The organism is Mesorhizobium sp. M1342 (genome assembly GCF_040317955.1).
In the GTDB taxonomy this organism is placed as follows: domain Bacteria; phylum Pseudomonadota; class Alphaproteobacteria; order Rhizobiales; family Rhizobiaceae; genus Mesorhizobium.
The window spans coordinates 1-17,640 of sequence record NZ_JAMYLI010000012.1 but is presented as its reverse complement, the minus strand read 5'-3'; the positions used below and the strand labels follow the sequence as shown (position 1 = coordinate 17,640).

13 protein-coding genes are annotated in these 17,640 nt (G+C 62.1%); 2 read left to right on the top strand and 11 right to left on the bottom strand.

The genetic code is table 11. The features are described from left to right. The first annotated feature begins 79 nt into the window (after nucleotides 1-79). Nucleotides 80-361: a transcriptional regulator gene (locus tag NKH06_RS14060; protein WP_013531420.1), complete on the top strand. Its 282-nt coding sequence runs from the start codon at nucleotides 80-82 to the stop codon at nucleotides 359-361. A 181-nt stretch (nucleotides 362-542) separates the two neighbouring features. Beyond that, nucleotides 543-1,469: a Gfo/Idh/MocA family protein gene (locus NKH06_RS14055; RefSeq protein ID WP_352865908.1), complete on the top strand. Its 927-nt coding sequence runs from the start codon at nucleotides 543-545 to the stop codon at nucleotides 1,467-1,469. A 33-nt stretch (nucleotides 1,470-1,502) separates the two neighbouring features. Here NKH06_RS14055 and NKH06_RS14050 read toward each other — a convergent pair whose 3' ends face one another. The 11 genes from NKH06_RS14050 to NKH06_RS14000 form a co-directional block, all read right to left on the bottom strand. Next, the gene (locus NKH06_RS14050; protein ID WP_023814290.1) at nucleotides 1,503-2,168 is read right to left on the bottom strand and encodes an O-methyltransferase; all 666 of its coding nucleotides are present in this window, start codon (nucleotides 2,166-2,168) and stop codon (nucleotides 1,503-1,505) included. 81 nt (nucleotides 2,169-2,249) lie between these two features. After that, nucleotides 2,250-6,446, bottom strand: coding sequence for a DNA-directed RNA polymerase subunit beta' (gene rpoC / locus NKH06_RS14045; RefSeq protein WP_023814289.1), 4,197 nt, complete (start codon nucleotides 6,444-6,446; stop codon nucleotides 2,250-2,252). 132 nt (nucleotides 6,447-6,578) lie between these two features. Then, nucleotides 6,579-10,715, bottom strand: coding sequence for a DNA-directed RNA polymerase subunit beta (rpoB, locus tag NKH06_RS14040; RefSeq protein WP_023814288.1), 4,137 nt, complete (start codon nucleotides 10,713-10,715; stop codon nucleotides 6,579-6,581). A gap of 251 nt (nucleotides 10,716-10,966) precedes the next feature. After that, entirely contained in the window at nucleotides 10,967-11,344 is a 378-nt protein-coding gene (gene rplL, locus NKH06_RS14035) for a 50S ribosomal protein L7/L12 (protein WP_027038853.1), read from the bottom strand. A 54-nt stretch (nucleotides 11,345-11,398) separates the two neighbouring features. After that, nucleotides 11,399-11,917, bottom strand: a complete 519-nt coding sequence (gene rplJ, locus NKH06_RS14030) for a 50S ribosomal protein L10 (protein ID WP_013531412.1) — start codon at nucleotides 11,915-11,917, stop codon at nucleotides 11,399-11,401. Between the two features lie 394 nt (nucleotides 11,918-12,311). Then, entirely contained in the window at nucleotides 12,312-13,010 is a 699-nt protein-coding gene (gene rplA, locus NKH06_RS14025; protein ID WP_013531411.1) for a 50S ribosomal protein L1, read from the bottom strand. A gap of 4 nt (nucleotides 13,011-13,014) precedes the next feature. Continuing rightward, complete coding sequence (gene rplK / locus NKH06_RS14020; protein WP_013531410.1) at nucleotides 13,015-13,443, bottom strand: 50S ribosomal protein L11; 429 nt, start codon at nucleotides 13,441-13,443, stop codon at nucleotides 13,015-13,017. Between the two features lie 158 nt (nucleotides 13,444-13,601). Beyond that, nucleotides 13,602-14,129, bottom strand: a complete 528-nt coding sequence (gene nusG, locus NKH06_RS14015) for a transcription termination/antitermination protein NusG (protein ID WP_013531409.1) — start codon at nucleotides 14,127-14,129, stop codon at nucleotides 13,602-13,604. A 27-nt stretch (nucleotides 14,130-14,156) separates the two neighbouring features. Then, nucleotides 14,157-14,360: a preprotein translocase subunit SecE gene (secE, locus tag NKH06_RS14010; protein ID WP_013531408.1), complete on the bottom strand. Its 204-nt coding sequence runs from the start codon at nucleotides 14,358-14,360 to the stop codon at nucleotides 14,157-14,159. Nucleotides 14,361-14,730: 370 nt separating this feature from the next. Next, complete coding sequence (locus NKH06_RS14005) at nucleotides 14,731-15,855, bottom strand: NAD(P)/FAD-dependent oxidoreductase (protein WP_023814287.1); 1,125 nt, start codon at nucleotides 15,853-15,855, stop codon at nucleotides 14,731-14,733. A gap of 79 nt (nucleotides 15,856-15,934) precedes the next feature. Continuing rightward, nucleotides 15,935-17,476: an amino acid ABC transporter permease/ATP-binding protein gene (locus NKH06_RS14000; protein WP_023814286.1), complete on the bottom strand. Its 1,542-nt coding sequence runs from the start codon at nucleotides 17,474-17,476 to the stop codon at nucleotides 15,935-15,937. Nucleotides 17,477-17,640: the final 164 nt, after the last annotated feature.

Below are 17,640 nucleotides of genomic sequence, written 5' to 3'. Positions count from 1 at the left end.
GCCTTGCTTCATGCGAAAAGGCCGCATGAGCAGTCAGAACCCCCTCGCCCGCCCACCCGCTGCCAAGAGGAATCGGCCCGTGAACGACAACGAAGAACGCCCGGTCACCATCATCACCGGCCGGGTGTGGAAGAAAAAAGGCGGCAAACCGGAAGGCGTCCACGTCATGCTGGTTGCGCCCGACGACGATTCGGCGGTGCGCCGGGCACTCGAATCGCTTGCCGCCGAAGGGTACGCCGAGGCCGAGCTCGACCAGATCGGCGACATGGACGGCATCCCCGACGAAGAGCCGCATATCTCCGCCTTCCAGGGCGCGCTCGAAGGCGAAGTGTCGATCGTCACCTTCGACGTGCCGATCTGACCCCGACCTCCCGGTCCAGCTTTCGAATCGGCTACCGAGACGAATCGGCGACCGAGGCCTTCCCAGCCAAAAATGTGCACTGCCGCTCGAGGAAGGCTGAGCTTGCCTGCTCGGCTTCGGCTTGCCCGGGGCAAGTGTTCTGATAAGAAACCATCACCATCATCAAACAGACGGAGCGGCCGTGTCCCAGCCCATCAAGATAGGCATCGTCGGCGTCGGCAAGATCGTCCACGACCAGCATCTGCCGGCTCTGGCGAAAGACCAGGACTATCGCCTCATCGCGGCCGCAAGCCGGCATGGCAAGGTAGAAGACATCCCCAATTTCACTGATATCGAAGCCATGCTCGATGCCGTTCCCGAACTCGAGGCCGTGTCGCTCTGCATGCCGCCGCAGTTCCGCTACGACGCGGCGCGCACCGCGCTGATGGCGAAGAAGCATGTCTTCCTGGAGAAGCCGCCTGGCGCCACTGTCAGCGAGGTCGAGGACCTCAAGACATTGGCCGCGCAGAACGGCGTCTCGCTGTTCGCCAGCTGGCACTCGCGCTATGCGCCGGCGGTCGAGGCCGCGCGCGCATTTCTCGACACGTCCAAGATCAAGTCGGCCGCCATCAACTGGAAGGAAGATGTGCGCCGCTGGCACCCGAACCAGGAATGGATCTGGGCTCCCGGCGGTTTTGGCGTCTTCGATCCCGGCATCAACGCGCTCTCGATTGCCACCCATATCCTGCCGGCGATGTTCATCACCTCGGCGGTGTTGGATTTTCCCGAAAACCGCGCCTCCCCGGTTGCCGCGCGCGTCGCCTTCCGCACCTCGAATGGATTGCCGGTGACGATGGATCTCGACTGGCTGCAGACCGGCCCGCAAAGCTGGGACATCCTGGCCGAGACCGACAAGGGCGCCATGGTGCTGTCGGGCGGCGGCTCGAAGCTCGCCATCGACGGCAAGGTGGTTCATGACGAGCCGGAGGCCGAGTACCCGATGCTCTACAAGCGCTTTGCCGAAATCGTGCGCGCCGGCACCTCCGATGTCGACCTCGCGCCCCTCCAGCATGTGGCCGACGCCTTCATGCTCGGCAAGCGCAACGTGGTCGAGGCTTTTTTCGATTGAACAGGGGCGGCTTGGCTGTTCGCCGATCGGCCGTCACTCCACAATCGCAATGGCAAAGCCATCATAGCCTTTGGCGCCGACGGTCTGGATGGCGGTGCCGTCCAGACGCTTCTCGCTGCCGATGAACGAGAATGCGGCGCGTGCCCCTTCTACATTGGGATCACGGCCACCCTGATCGAGCACTGCGCCGTCGCGGATGACGTTGTCGCAGACGATGACGGTTCCGGGCCGCGACAACCGCATGGCCCAGGATAGGTAGTGCGGATTGTTCGGCTTGTCGGCATCGATGAAGATGAAGTCGAATGGACCGGCATGCTCGGCGCCAAGTGCTGCAAGCGACTGAAGCGCCGGACCGACCCGCAGTTCCACCCGCTCCAAGACGCCTGCCCGCTCGAAATTCGATCGCGCGACGCTGGCGTGATGCGGGTCGAGTCCAAGTGTCACGATCTTGCCGTCGGCAGGCAGTGCGCGCGCCATCCAGATGGTCGAATAGCCGCCCAGCGTGCCGATTTCGAGAACCTTTTTGGCTCCCCGCATCCGCGCAAGAAGGGAAAGCAGCTTGCCCTGCGCCGGCGACACGTCGATCGCCGGCAGGCCCTGATCGTGGTTGGCCGCCAGAACGGCATCAAGCACGGGGTCCGCCTCAAACAGGGAACCGACGATGTAGTCGTCGACTGCCGCCCAGCTTCTTTTGCTCATCGTTTTCTTCTCCGATCCAATTGGAGACCTAAACGCGAAAAGGGGCCATTCGGCCCCTTTTCCTCTTCCCTTTCCGTCCGCTTACTGCGCGGCGGTTGTCATGTCGGCCAGCATCGGCTCGGCGACTTCCACACCCGAGGCCTTGCGGCGCTCGTCGATGATCAGTTCGTCGCGCGAGGTGGCGATGCGCCGAATCTGGCTCATCGTGCCGCCGGTGCCGGCCGGGATAAGCCGGCCGACGATGACGTTTTCCTTCAGTCCCTGCAGCATGTCGGTCTTGCCGGCAACCGCGGCTTCCGTCAGCACTCGGGTCGTCTCCTGGAAGGAGGCGGCCGAGATGAAGGATGGCGTCTGCAGCGATGCCTTGGTGATGCCGAGCAGCACCGGCAGGCCTTCGGCCGGCTTCTTGCCGTCCTCGACCAGACGCTCGTTGACCTCTTCCAGTTCGATCACGTCGACATGATCGCCCGGAATGTAGGTCGAGTCGCCCTGCACCGTGATCTCGACCTTCTGCAGCATCTGGCGAACGATCACCTCGATGTGCTTGTCGTTGATCTGCACGCCCTGCAGACGATAGACTTCCTGGATCTCGTTGACGAGGTAGGAAGCAAGTGCCTCCACGCCCTTGATCGCCAGGATGTCGTGCGGCGCCGGATTGCCGTCGAGGATGTAGTCGCCCTTCTCGATGACGTCGCCGTCCTGGAGATGGAACGGCTTGCCCTTCGGGATCAGGTATTCGACCGGCTCAAGCGTCGAGTCATGCGGCTCGATGATGATGCGACGCTTGTTCTTGTAGTCGCGGCCGAAGCGGATCGTGCCGTCGATCTCGGCGATGATGGCGTGATCCTTCGGACGACGTGCCTCGAACAGTTCGGCAACACGCGGCAGACCGCCGGTGATGTCCTTGGTCTTGGCGCTTTCCATCGGAATACGCGCCAGCACGTCGCCGGGACGAACCTGCGAGCCCGGCTCGACCGAAAGAATGGCCTCGACCGAGAGCAGGAAGCGCGCGTCGCCGCCCTTCGACAGCTTGCCGACCTTGCCCTTGGCGTCCTGGATCGCGATCGCCGGCTTCAGGTCGTTACCGCGTGGCGTCGAGCGCCAGTCGATGACCTCACGCTTGGTGATGCCGGTCGACTCGTCGGCCGTTTCCTGAACGGAAATGCCGTCGACCAGATCCTCGTACGACACCCTGCCCTCGATTTCGGTGAGGACTGGACGGGTATAGGGATCCCACTCGGCGATACGCTGGCCGCGCTTCACCTTGTCACCATCGTCCACGAAGATGCGCGAACCATAGGTGAGACGGTGCGAGGCGCGCTCCTTGCCGGCTTCGTCGAGGATCAGCACCGCCATGTTGCGGCCCATGACCATCTGCTGGCCGTCGGAGTTGCGCACCACGTTGCGGTTGCGGATCTCGACCTTGCCCTCATACGAGGCTTCAAGGAACGAGCTGTCCACCACCTGCGCGGTACCGCCCATGTGGAAGGTACGCATGGTGAGCTGCGTGCCCGGCTCGCCGATCGACTGCGCCGCGATGACGCCGACGGCTTCGCCCTGGTTGACCGGGGTGCCGCGGGCAAGATCGCGACCGTAGCAGACCGCGCAGACGCCAACCCTGACTTCGCAAGTCAGTGCCGAGCGGATGCGGACCGACTGGACGCCGGCCTTTTCGATCTGTTCCACGTCACGCTCGTCCATCAGCGTTCCGGCCTTGACCAGGATCTCGCCCGACACCGGATGTGTGATGTCGTCGAGCGACGTACGGCCCAGCACGCGCTGGCCGACCGAAGCGACGACCTGACCGGCATCGACGATCGGCTGCATGGTGAGGCCCTTGTCGGTGCCGCAGTCGACGGAGTTGACGATGCAGTCCTGCGCCACGTCGACCAGACGACGGGTGAGGTAACCCGAGTTCGCCGTCTTCAAGGCGGTGTCGGCCAGACCCTTGCGGGCGCCGTGGGTCGAGTTGAAGTACTCGAGCACGGTCAGGCCTTCCTTGAAGTTCGAGATGATCGGCGTCTCGATGATTTCACCCGACGGCTTGGCCATAAGGCCGCGCATGCCGGCGAGCTGACGCATCTGGGTGGGCGAGCCACGCGCACCGGAGTGCGACATCATGTAGATCGAGTTCATCGGCTTCTGACGGCCATTGTCCTCGAACTCGACCGCCTTGATGCGGGCCATCATTTCGTCGGCGACCTTTTCCGAGCACTTGGCCCAGGCGTCGACGACCTTGTTGTACTTCTCGCCCTGCGTGATCAGACCGTCATTGTACTGCTGCTCGTATTCCTTGGCCAAAGCCTCGGTGTCGGAGACCAGCTTGATCTTGGCATCCGGGATCAGCATGTCGTCCTTGCCGAACGAAATGCCGGCACGGCAGGCATGGCTGAAGCCGAGCGCCATGATGCGGTCGCAGAAAATGACCGTCTCCTTCTGACCGCAGTGGCGGTAGACGGTGTCGATCATCTTGGAGATGTTCTTCTTGGTCATCTCCTGGTTGGCGGTCTCGTAAGGCACGTTGACGTTCTTCGGCAGAAGCTCGCCGATGATCATGCGGCCAGGCGTGGTGTCATGGATCTTCGACACGACCTTGCCTTCGGCGTCGACCGTACGGAAACGACCCTTGATCTTGGAGTGCAGCGTCACCGCCTTGGTCTCGAGCGCGTGCTGGAGTTCGCCCATATCGGCAAACACCATGCCTTCGCCCGGCTCGTTCTGGTTGACGATCGAGAGATAGTAGAGACCCAGAACCATGTCCTGCGACGGCACGATGATCGGCGCGCCGGAAGCCGGGTGCAGGATGTTGTTGGTCGACATCATCAGCACGCGGGCTTCAAGCTGCGCTTCCAGCGACAGCGGCACGTGAACGGCCATCTGGTCGCCGTCGAAGTCGGCGTTGAAGGCCGTGCAGACCAGCGGGTGCAGCTGGATCGCCTTGCCCTCGATCAGGATCGGCTCGAACGCCTGGATGCCGAGACGGTGCAGCGTCGGCGCACGGTTCAGCAGCACCGGATGCTCGCGGATGACCTCGTCGAGGATATCCCAGACTTCCGGACGCTCCTTTTCGACCAGCTTCTTCGCCTGCTTGACGGTCGAGGAGTAACCCTTGGCGTCGAGACGGGCGTAGATGAAGGGCTTGAACAGTTCGAGCGCCATCTTCTTGGGCAGGCCGCACTGGTGCAGCTTGAGCTCCGGACCGGTCACGATGACCGAGCGGCCGGAATAGTCGACGCGCTTGCCGAGCAGGTTCTGACGGAACCGGCCCTGCTTGCCCTTGAGCATGTCGGACAGCGACTTCAGCGGACGCTTGTTGGCGCCGGTGATGACGCGGCCGCGGCGGCCGTTGTCGAACAGCGCATCGACGGCTTCCTGCAGCATGCGCTTTTCATTGCGCACGATGATGCCGGGAGCGCGCAGCTCGATCAGCCGCTTCAGACGGTTGTTGCGGTTGATGACGCGGCGATAGAGGTCGTTCAGATCCGACGTGGCGAAGCGTCCACCATCCAGAGGAACCAGCGGGCGCAAGTCCGGCGGGATCACCGGAACCACCTTCATGATCATCCATTCCGGACGGTTGCCGGATTCCATGAAGTTCTCGACGACCTTGAGCCGCTTCAGATACTTCTTCTGCTTCAGCTCGGAGGTGGTCGAAGCCAGTTCCGAACGCAGGTCGCCGGCGATCTTCTCCAGGTCCATGCCGGCCAGAAGGTCGTGAATGGCCTCGGCGCCGATCATGGCGGTGAACGAATCCTCGCCATACTCGTCGACGGCGATCATGTACTCTTCCTCGCTGAGCAGCTGGTGCTCCTTCAGCGCGGTGAGGCCAGGTTCGGTGACGATGTAGTTCTCGAAGTAGAGGACGCGCTCGATGTCCTTCAGGGTCATGTCGAGCAGCGTGCCGATGCGCGACGGCAGCGACTTCAGGAACCAGATATGGGCGACCGGTGCCGCCAGCTCGATATGGCCCATGCGCTCGCGGCGAACGCGCGACAGCGTGACTTCAACGCCGCACTTCTCGCAGATGACGCCCTTGTACTTCATGCGCTTGTACTTGCCGCACAGGCACTCATAGTCCTTGATCGGGCCAAAAATGCGCGCGCAGAACAGACCGTCACGCTCCGGCTTGAAGGTGCGGTAGTTGATGGTCTCCGGCTTCTTGATCTCGCCGAAAGACCAGGACAGAATCTTCTCAGGGCTGGCAAGCGATATCCGGATGGAATCGAACACCTGCGCAGGCGCCTGCGGATTGAAGAGATTCATGACCTCTTGGTTCATGCCGTTCTCCTTTTCGGGATCCTCGAAGACCCCTTGCATCTAGTCGCGAGCCAAACGCCCGCCGTCGTGTGTCGGCCACCGGCCGAACAATTTGGTGCGCTCGGTCGCGATTTCCGCGACCGAGCGTCTTGTTTACTCGGCCGCGTCGGGCAGCCGGACAGGGTTGTCGTCGAGCTTGGTGTTCTCCAGCTCGACATTGAGGCCGAGAGACCGCATTTCCTTGACGAGAACGTTGAAGCTCTCGGGGATGCCGGCCTCGAAGGTGTCGTCGCCACGGACGATCGCCTCGTAGACCTTGGTACGGCCGGCGACGTCGTCGGACTTCACCGTCAGCATTTCCTGCAGCGTGTAGGCGGCGCCGTATGCTTCGAGCGCCCAGACTTCCATCTCGCCGAAGCGCTGGCCACCGAACTGCGCCTTGCCGCCCAGCGGCTGCTGCGTGACGAGCGAGTACGGACCGATCGAACGCGCGTGGATCTTGTCGTCCACGAGATGGTGAAGCTTGAGCATATATATGTAGCCCATCGTCACCTTGCGATCGAACGGCTCGCCCGTGCGTCCGTCATAGAGCTGCGACTGACCGCTGGTGTGCAGGCCCGCCTGCTCCAGCATGATGTTGATGTCAGCCTCATGCGCGCCGTCGAACACCGGGGTCGCGATCGAGACGCCGCGGCGCATCTGCTCGCTGAGGCGAACGATGCTCTCGTCGTCATAGTCACGAACCGGCTCGTTGCGGTCGTTGGCCGGGATGAAGCTCTCGAGCGTCTTGCGCAGCGGCTTGATGTCGCCGGCTGCCTTGTACGTGTCGATCAGCTCGCCGATCTTCCTGCCCATGCCCGCGCATGCCCAGCCCAGATGCGTTTCCAGGATCTGGCCGACATTCATGCGGCTCGGCACACCCAGCGGGTTGAGCACGATATCGGCATGCGTGCCGTCCTCGAGGAAAGGCATGTCCTCGACCGGAACGATCCGCGACACGACACCCTTGTTGCCGTGACGGCCGGCCATCTTGTCGCCGGGCTGCATCTTGCGCTTCACGGCCACGAAGACCTTGACCATCTTCATGACGCCCGGAGGCATTTCGTCGCCGCGCTGGACCTTCTCGACCTTGTCCATGAAACGCTGTTCGAGCGCCTTCTTGGAATCGTCGTACTGGCCACGCAGGGCTTCCAGTTCGCTCTGGAGCTTTTCGTTCTCCACGGCAAACTGCCACCACTGCGAACGCGGATACTCGTCGAGCGTATCCTTGGACAGCGTCGAGCCCTTCTTGAAGCCCTTCGGTCCGGCGATCGCTTCCTTGCCGACGAGCACGTCGGAAAGACGCGCGTAGACGTTACGGTCCAGAATGGCCTGCTCGTCGTCGCGGTCCTTGGCGAGGCGTTCGATCTCCTCGCGCTCGATCGCCATGGCGCGCTCGTCCTTCTCCACACCGTGGCGATTGAAGACGCGCACCTCGACGACGGTGCCGAAAGTGCCAGGAGGCATGCGCATCGAGGTGTCGCGCACATCGGATGCCTTTTCGCCGAAGATGGCGCGCAGAAGCTTCTCTTCCGGCGTCATTGGGCTTTCGCCCTTCGGCGTGATCTTGCCGACCAGGATGTCGCCCGGCTGAACTTCCGCACCGATGTAGACGATGCCGGCTTCGTCGAGGTTCTTCAGCGCTTCTTCCGAGACGTTCGGAATATCGCGCGTGATTTCCTCCGGCCCGAGCTTGGTATCGCGCGCCATGACCTCAAACTCCTCGATATGGATCGAGGTGAAGACGTCATCGGCCACGATGCGTTCGGACAGGAGGATCGAGTCCTCGTAGTTGTAGCCATTCCACGGCATGAACGCGACCAGCACGTTGCGGCCGAGCGCCAGATCACCGAGCTCGGTCGACGGACCGTCGGCGATGATGTCGCCCTTGTTGACGAGGTCACCCATGCGAACCAGCGGACGCTGGTTGATGCAGGTGTTCTGGTTCGAACGCTGGAACTTCATCAACCGGTAGATATCGACGCCGGACTTGCCCGGATCGAGATCTTCGGTGGCGCGGATAACGATACGCGTCGCGTCCACCTGGTCGACGATGCCGCCGCGGCGGGCGCCGATGGCGGCGCCCGAGTCACGGGCGACGATCGGCTCCATGCCGGTGCCGACGAACGGCGCCTCGGCGCGCACCAGCGGCACGGCCTGACGCTGCATGTTCGAGCCCATCAGAGCGCGGTTGGCGTCGTCGTTTTCCAGGAACGGGATCAGGGCCGCGGCCACCGACACCATCTGCTTGGGCGACACGTCCATCAGATCGACGTTTTCGCGCGGCGCCATCATCACTTCGCCGGCACTGCGGCAAATGACAAATTCGTCGACGAAACCACCGTTCTTGTCGAGCTCGGCGTTGGCCTGCGCGACGTGGTGCTTGGCCTCTTCCATCGCCGAGAGATAGACGACGTCATTGGTCAGCTTGCCGTCGACGATCTTGCGGTACGGGCTCTCGATGAAGCCGTACTTGTTGACGCGTGCGAAGGTGGCCAGCGAGTTGATCAGACCGATATTCGGGCCTTCCGGCGTCTCGATCGGGCAGATGCGGCCGTAATGCGTCGGGTGCACGTCGCGCACCTCGAAGCCGGCGCGCTCGCGGGTCAGACCGCCCGGTCCAAGCGCCGAAAGGCGGCGCTTGTGGGTGATCTCCGACAGCGGGTTGGTCTGATCCATGAACTGCGACAGCTGCGAGGAACCGAAGAACTCGCGCACGGCGGCAGCCGCCGGCTTGGCGTTGATCAGGTCCTGCGGCATGACCGTGTCGATCTCGATCGAGGACATACGCTCCTTGATCGCGCGCTCCATGCGCAGCAGGCCGACGCGGTACTGGTTTTCCATCAGCTCGCCGACCGAACGCACGCGGCGGTTGCCGAGATTGTCGATGTCGTCGATCTCGCCCTTGCCGTCGCGCAGTTCGACCAGCGTCCTGACCACGGCCAGGATGTCGTCCTTGCGCAGCACGCGCACGGTGTCCTCGGCCTTGAGTTCGAGGCGCATGTTCATCTTGACGCGGCCGACGGCTGACAGATCGTAGCGCTCACTGTCGAAGAACAGCGAGTTGAACATGGCTTCGGCGGTTTCGAGCGTCGGCGGCTCGCCGGGGCGCATGACACGATAGATGTCGAACAGCGCGTCCTGGCGGCTCTCGTTCTTGTCGACGTTGAGCGTGTTGCGGATATAGGCGCCGACATTGACGTGGTCGATGTCGAGAACCTTGATCTCGTCTTCGCCGGTGCCGAGCAGAACCTTCAGCGTCTTCTCGTCGATCTCGTCCCCGGCTTCGAGGAATATCTCGCCGGTGGCGTAGTTGACGATGTCCTCGGCCAGGTAGTTGCCGAGCAGATCCTCGTCGGTCGCCTTGATCGCCTTCAGACCCTTTTCGCCAAGCGCCCGAGCCTGACGTGCCGTGATCTTCTTGCCGGCTTCGACGACGACTTCGCCGGTATCGGCATCGACCAGGTCGCCGACGGCCTTGAGGCCGCGGAAACGCTCGACGTTGAACGGAATGCGCCAATGGTCGCCGGCGCGCTTGTAGGTGATCTTGTTGTAGAAGGTCGACAGGATCTCTTCGCCGTCCATGCCGAGCGCCATCAGCAGCGACGTCACCGGAATCTTGCGGCGACGATCGATGCGGGCGTGCACGACGTCCTTGGAATCGAACTCGATATCGAGCCACGAGCCGCGATAGGGGATGACGCGCGCGGCAAACAGAAGCTTGCCCGACGAGTGCGACTTGCCCTTGTCATGGTCGAAGAAAACGCCCGGCGAACGGTGCATCTGCGAAACGATCACGCGCTCGGTGCCGTTGACGATGAAGGTGCCGTTCAGCGTCATGAGCGGCATGTCGCCCATGTAGACGTCCTGCTCCTTGATGTCCTTGATGGACTTGGCGCCGGTATCCTCGTCGATATCGAACACGATGAGGCGCAGCGTCACCTTGAGCGGCGCGGCATAGGTGAGGTCGCGCTGACGGCATTCGTCAACGTCGAATTTCGGTCCTTCGAACTCGTACTTCACGAACTCCAGCATCGAGGAGCCGGAAAAATCGGAGATCGGGAAGACCGACTTGAAAACGGCCTGCAGTCCCTCGTCCGGACGCCCACCCTTGGGCTCCGCCACCATCAGGAACTGGTCATAGGATGCCTTCTGAACCTCGATCAGGTTCGGCATCTCCGCAACTTCCGGAATCTTTCCGAAGAACTTGCGTACGCGTCTGCGGCCATTGAAAGTCTGGGTCTGGGCCATCGTCGCTCCTTAGCTCTAAACTCGGGACGAGCCTCGCCGCGGCTCGCCTTGCATGCTGGGCCACCTTGGCGGCAACCCTCTGTCTGTTTTCCCGGCGCCTGTCGGCGGCCGGCTAGAACGGGAGAAAACCCGTTTCCTGAAGGCCGGTTTTCGGCCCTCAGGAAAGAGGTTCTCGCAGATCTCGCGTTACGCGCTCTCCCTTCGGGCGAAGGGAGTGGCGGACGGCGCGAGGCCGTCCGCCGCTTTAACGCTTACTTCAGTTCGACCTTGGCGCCGGCTGCTTCCAGCTGGGCCTTGAACTTGTCAGCGTCGGCCTTGGAAACGGCTTCCTTGACCGGCTTCGGAGCCGCTTCGACCAGATCCTTGGCTTCCTTGAGGCCAAGACCGGTGATGGCGCGGACTTCCTTGATGACGTTGATCTTCTGAGCGCCTGCCTCGGTGAGGACGACGTCGAATTCCGTCTTTTCCTCGACCGGAGCAGCCGCGGCCGCACCACCGCCAGCGGCGGCAACAGCCACCGGAGCAGCGGCGGAAACGCCCCACTTTTCTTCCAGAAGCTTCGACAGCTCGGCCGCCTCGAGGACGGTCAGCTTCGAAAGGTCGTCTACGATCTTTGCGAGATCAGCCATTGTTGTGTTCCTTCATAAGGTTCGAACGTGTGTTTGTGATAGCGAGGAACGGCCTCATGCCGCCTCGTCCTTCCGGGCGTAAGCGCCGATGACGCGCGCGACCGAGGCCGCTGGCGCATTGACGATCTGGGCGATCCGGGTTGCCGGCGTGGCGATCATGCCAACCAGCCTGGCGCGCAGCTCATCGAGCGACGGAAGTGTGGCGAGTGCCTTCACACCGTCGGCATTGAGCGAGGTGGTGCCCATTGCGCCGCCGAGAATGACGAGCTTGTCATTTCCCTTGGCGAAATCGGACGCGACCTTCGGCGCCGCAATCGGATCCTCCGAATAAGCAATCAGCGTCTGTCCCTTGAACAGCTCGATGATCGATGCGGAGTCCGTGCCCTGAAGAGCGATTTTGGCGAGACGGTTCTTCGCGACTTTGACGGTGCCACCGGCGGCGCGCATTTTCGACCGAAGGTCGTTCATTTGCGCGACGGTGATACCGGCGTAGTGGGCCACGACCACTGAACCTGCGTTCGAGAACGCACCGTTCAGGCCCGTGACGAGTTCGCGTTTTTCCGCTCTGTCCACTGCCTATCTCCAGTTGACCCCAATCCTGTTAACGGGAACATCCCATTGACGAGGACAGGCGTCGGGTTGCCTTTTGTCGGCCGGGCCATCCAGTAACGGATCTCCCGAACGACGCTCGAGGATCCTGCCCCCTTTCGCCACATCGACAGTCAAGCCGGCGATGCGCAGACAAAAGGCAAACACGGTTCGAACCTTTCATTGGAGCAATCGCTCCGTTGTCCGGTCTTCACCCGTCTCATGCAGGCCCAAATCGAATTAAGGCTTCTGGGCCGCCTGCAATCTCGGACAGGATGTCCGGAAGCCTTTCGACTTCCGGCACCGGGCCGCCAACTAGGTCGGAGGCCCGGAATTCACTTGCGGATCAGCCGCTTAGCGGCCGATCCAAATGTTCGTATCAGGACGCGTTGAGCGTCGCGACGTCGAGCTTGAGGCCCGGGCCCATCGTCGAGGTGACCGACACCTTCTTGACGTAGTTGCCCTTGGCGCCAGTCGGCTTTGCCTTGGTCACCGCATCGGCGAAGGCGCGGATGTTCTCTTCCAGCGCCTTGACGTCGAACGAGACCTTGCCGACGCCGGCATGGACGATGCCAGCCTTCTCGACACGGAACTCGACGGCGCCGCCCTTGGATGCCTTGACGGCGGCGGCAACGTCGGTGGTGACGGTGCCGACCTTCGGGTTCGGCATCATGCCGCGCGGGCCGAGCACTTTGCCCAGACGACCGACCAGCGGCATCATGTCCGGCGTGGCGATGCAGCGATCGAAATCGATCGTGCCCTTCTGGACGATGTCGACCAGATCCTCGGCACCAACGATGTCGGCGCCGGCGGCGCGCGCTTCGTCGGCCTTGTCGCCACGGGCGAACACGGCGACACGCACCGAGCGGCCGGTGCCGTTCGGCAGGTTGACCACGCCGCGGACCATCTGGTCGGCATGGCGCGGGTCGACGCCGAGATTCATGGCGACTTCGATGGTCTCATCGAACTTCACCGAGGAACGGTCCTTGAGCAGCTTCAGCGCATCACCCAGGGCATAAGCCTTGTTGGGATCGATGCCTTCGCGGGTCTTCGATACACGCTTTGCAATCTTTGCCATGATCTTAGCCCACCACTTCCAGACCCATCGAGCGGGCGGAGCCCTCGACCATGCGCATGGCCGCTTCGACGTCGTTTGCGTTCAGGTCTTTCATCTTCGCGGTGGCAATCTCGCGGACCTTGTCACGCGAAACCGTACCGGCCTTGACCTTGCCCGGCTCCTTGGAACCGGACGTCAGGTTCGCTGCCTTCTTCAGGAAGTAGCTCACCGGCGCCGTCTTCATGACGAAGGTGAAGGACTTGTCCTGATAGTAGGTGATGACGACCGGAACCGGCGATCCCTTTTCCATTTCCTGGGTCTGCGCGTTGAACGCCTTGCAGAACTCCATGATGTTGATGCCACGCTGACCAAGCGCCGGGCCGATCGGGGGAGACGGCGTAGCCGATCCCGCTTTCACCTGGAGCTTGAGCTGGCCTGCAATTTTCTTAGCCATCTCTTTTCCTGCCTTTGTCTATGCCGGTCATGCCGGCGGTTGCAGTCTGGTGGTGCGATCCATGCGGCCGGCTAAAGCCGCATTCGTCTCCCACCGTTCTCAGGCCGCGCTTCCGCGCCGCCTCCCCTGATCGCCAAACCGGCGTCAGGGATTTCGGATCAGCCCTTTTCGACCTGTCCGAATTCCAGATCGACCGGCACGGCGCGCCCGAAGATCGAAACTTCCACCTTGAGCCGCGCCCGCTCCTCGTCCACTTCCTGGACGAAACCGTTGAACGACGCGAAGGGACCATCCGAAACGCGGATCGCTTCGCCGATCTCGAACGTGACCGAGGGCTTGGGCCGCTCGACGCCTTCCTGCACCTGGTTCAGGATGCGCTGCGCTTCCGCCTCGGTGATCGGCACCGGCTTGGAGTCACCCAGGAAGCCGGTGACCTTCGGTGTGTTCTTGACCAGCGAGAACACAGCGTCGGTCAAATTCGCCTTCAGCAGCACATAGCCCGGGAAGAACTTGCGCTCGGCATCGACCTTGCGGCCGCGGCGAACTTCGACGACCTTCTCGGTCGGAACCACGATCTGGTGGATGTCGGCGGACAGGCCCTTCTGCTTGGCCTTGTTCTCGATATCCTCGGCGACCTTCTTTTCAAAGTTCGAATAGGCGTGGACGATGTACCAGCGCGCGGTCATTTCAAGACTTCTCCGTAATCGCCGGACTTAGCGTCCGATGCCCAGAATCTGTTCGACCGCAAGGCCCATGAGCTGATCGGCGGTGAAGAAAAAGATCATCGCGATCACTGCGAAGGCCAGAACCATCACCGTCGAGATCATCGTTTCGCGCCGCGACGGCCAAGTCACCTTGGCGGTCTCCGCGCGGACCTGCTGGAGAAAGACGAAAGGATTTGTGGTTTTCGAAGCCATATGCCGCTCTGTCTTCAAGACCCGTTGGCCGGGTCTCCTGGATGATCCCGCTGGCCGGGACGTACCGCCTGAGCGAATTTCGCGCCGAATCAGCGCAATCATTTCGCCCATGCAAATCAGACGCGTAAAGCCGGTTTCCCAGCTCCACGCGTCGCGTGTCTGTTTCGTCTACATAAAACCGATTCTTGATCCACGCAAGTGGCAAGTCTCCGCTTTATGACCAAACACCGCCTCGGAACCATCCAGTCGTTCCGTCCCGGCTATGGCGCTCTTATGCCCCAATCGGGCTAATATGGCAAGCGGGTCGCCGATTTTCAAAGGGCAGACCGCAGAAATGTCGCTGATGGCCACACGAAACAATTCCGAAAGCCTAAGCAAAGCGGCTTGGGCGGAACTTGGCAAGCAGCGGGTGCTCTCTTCCGGTGGCGATCTCGTCGGCAATGAGTTCACCGGCGATCAGGCCAAGCGTCGCGCCGCTGTGGCTGAAGGCGACGTAGTATCCCTGGATATCTTTCAACAAGCCGAAGACCGGCTCGCCGTCGCCCGGAATCGGCTTGGGGCCGACACCATAACTCTCCAATTCCAGCTTTGGATGTCCCTCGAGGACCTTCGCGGCTTGTTCAAGAAGTCCATCAATCGTCGAGCCCTTCACCCCATAGGTGCCGTCTGCATTGATGATTACCTCTTCTTCCGACCAGGCGGAATCGAGCGCGAGGGCTCCGTCCGGCGTCGGGCGGATGGCGACGCGCGGCGTGTTGAGCACGGCCCGAAGAGCCAAATCGACCGGCTTGGTCCTGACCAGCAGCGCGATCGGCGTCCCATCCTCGATATGGTGGCCTGTGGCCGCAACCATTCGCGGCACATCACTGCCGGTCGCCAGGAGGACTGCATCGGCAGGAAAGTCGATGCCGCTGGTCGTGGTGGCGCCAGTGGCACGACCATCGACAACCGTGACCGTGGCCCTGCCGGCATCGGTGACCAGTCGCCCGCCGCGCTCCACGAACTCCGCAATTAATGCATCGATCAGCGATGGCAGGTCGACCCAGCCTTCCCCTGGGTTGAAAATGGCTCCCTGCGGCGTGACGGCGCCTGCGGCAACGCCTGGTGTGACCGCCGCTATGGCGGCCGCGGTCAGGTGCTGTGCGTCATAGCCGAGATCCTTTTCATGGGCGAAGACATCAGCAATCTGGTTCGAGGCGTCGTCCGCATCCCATGTCAGGCCGCCATCGAAACGCAGCCACGCAGCATCCGGATATCTCGCCGACAACGTCCGGTAGCGGTCGATACCGATCATGCGCAAGCGATGATACTCAGCCGACCGCTTGCGCGCTGAATTGAGCCAGGAGAGCGAGCGGCCCGACGCCCCCTTGGCAAGCGGTCCATCGTTGACGAGGATCGTTTCGATGCCAAGCCGCGCGAGATGAACGGCTGTGGAGACACCGAAAATGCCGCCTCCGACAACGACGACCTTCGAGACCGGATGCGATGTAACCATGAGATGTTCTTTCACTGTGTAGAGAGTGGATTGAGCGACCGAAGGCGTTCCACGCATATCGGCCAGATGGCGATGCGGATCACAGCACTTCGGCGAGGAAGTGCTTCAAGCGCGCGCTTTTGGGAGTGTCGAAGATCGCAGCGGGCGTGCCGGCCTCGATGACACGGCCCTCATCCATGAAGATGACCTGATCGGCGACCTTGCGGGCAAAACCCATTTCATGGGTCACCACGACCATTGTCATGCCACGTCGGCCGAGGTCAGCCATCAGGTTGAGAACGCCCTTCACCAGTTCCGGATCGAGAGCGCTCGTCACCTCGTCGAACAGGATCACCTCAGGGTCCATTGCCAGTGCACGGGCGATTGCCACCCGCTGCTGCTGGCCACCGGAAAGACTGCCGGGACGATGGTGTTTGCGTGCGGCAAGGCCAACATCGGCGAGGCGCGCCTCGGCGATGCGCTCGGCTTCCCGCACCGGAAGGCCCTTGACCTTGGTCAGCGACAGCATGACGTTTTCCAGGGCTGTGTGGTCGGGAAACAGGTTGAACTGCTGGAACACCATGCCGACACGCCGGCGCAGCTTTTCGGGCTTCATCGCCAGGATGCTCGCGCCATCGAGCAGCACGTCACCGCCCTTGGGCTCGACCAAGCGGTTAAGGCAGCGCAGCAAGGTCGACTTGCCCGACCCTGACGGACCGATGACGCAGGTGACCGTGCCCGGCTTGACCGTCAGGCTGACGCCCTTCAGGACATCGAGATCGCCATAGGCCATGTCGAGATTGGTGACGGCGAGACTACCACCCTTGAAGCGTGAAAGCGCCGAGCTGTCTTCAGGGCTGGCCTCGGAGAGCGGGCTGCCGACGGCGCTCTCCAGTTCGCTCACCTCGGCAAGGCCGCTGGTGACGAGGCCTGCCTTTTGCTTTCCGACCCGCAGCGAGTTGTCGATGTAATTAACCACGTGGGTCAACGGCACGGTGATCACGAGATAGAACACGCCGGCCAGCAGCAATGGCGACAGGTTTCCGGTGACCACCGCCTGGTCCTGACCGACGCGGAAAATCTCGCGCTCCGATGCGAGCAGACCGAGGAAGTAGACGAGGCTCGAATCCTTGACGTTGCCGATGAACTGGTTGACCAGCGCCGGCAGGACGCGGCGGATGCCCTGCGGGATGACGATCAGGCGCATGCCCTGCCCGTAGCTCATGCTGAGCGCCCGGCAGGCTTCCATTTGCCCGCGCTCGACGCTCTGGATGCCCGAGCGGAAGATTTCGCCGATATAGGCGCCGGCGATCAGGCTGAGGGCCAGAATGCCGAGCGGAAAGGGCGAAGGCCCAAAGATTTCACGGCCGATGCGCGCAAAGCCCTGGCCGATCAGAAGGATCGTGACGATCGCCGGAAGGCCACGGAAAATGTCCGTGTAGACCCGGGCCGGAATGCGCAGCCAGCGCGATTGCGAGATGCCCATGACTGCCAGGATCATGCCGAGCACGACACCCAGCACCGTGGATGCGGCCGCGAGGATCAAGGTGTTCTTCAATCCGATGGTGATCATGCTTGGCAGCACGTCCGCCATGGCTTGCCAGTCAAGGAAACTGCGCCGCAAGTTTTCAAGCCAGTTCATTCGGCCTCCTTTCGGTTGCGCTGTCCGCATCGTCCGACATCAAACGCGGCAGCGCGTGGTCCGGGCCCCCGCCCCAAAAAACGGCGGCCGGGGGGGGTGAAATGTTGGGGGGGGGGGGAATAATAAAAAAAAAAAAAAAGAAACAAAAAAAAAGGGGAGAAAAA

What these genes read in the sequence shown, in the direction of transcription:
- NKH06_RS14050 (WP_023814290.1), bottom strand. Translation starts at nt 2,168, where the DNA reads ATGAGCAAAAGAAGCTGGGCGGCAGTCGACGACTACATCGTCGGTTCC.
- rpoC (WP_023814289.1), bottom strand. Translation starts at nt 6,446, where the DNA reads ATGAACCAAGAGGTCATGAATCTCTTCAATCCGCAGGCGCCTGCGCAG.
- rpoB (WP_023814288.1), bottom strand. Translation starts at nt 10,715, where the DNA reads ATGGCCCAGACCCAGACTTTCAATGGCCGCAGACGCGTACGCAAGTTC.
- rplL (WP_027038853.1), bottom strand. Translation starts at nt 11,344, where the DNA reads ATGGCTGATCTCGCAAAGATCGTAGACGACCTTTCGAAGCTGACCGTC.
- rplA (WP_013531411.1), bottom strand. Translation starts at nt 13,010, where the DNA reads ATGGCAAAGATTGCAAAGCGTGTATCGAAGACCCGCGAAGGCATCGAT.
- rplK (WP_013531410.1), bottom strand. Translation starts at nt 13,443, where the DNA reads ATGGCTAAGAAAATTGCAGGCCAGCTCAAGCTCCAGGTGAAAGCGGGA.
- nusG (WP_013531409.1), bottom strand. Translation starts at nt 14,129, where the DNA reads ATGACCGCGCGCTGGTACATCGTCCACGCCTATTCGAACTTTGAAAAG.
- secE (WP_013531408.1), bottom strand. Translation starts at nt 14,360, where the DNA reads ATGGCTTCGAAAACCACAAATCCTTTCGTCTTTCTCCAGCAGGTCCGC.
- NKH06_RS14005 (WP_023814287.1), bottom strand. Translation starts at nt 15,855, where the DNA reads ATGGTTACATCGCATCCGGTCTCGAAGGTCGTCGTTGTCGGAGGCGGC.
- NKH06_RS14000 (WP_023814286.1), bottom strand. Translation starts at nt 17,476, where the DNA reads ATGAACTGGCTTGAAAACTTGCGGCGCAGTTTCCTTGACTGGCAAGCC.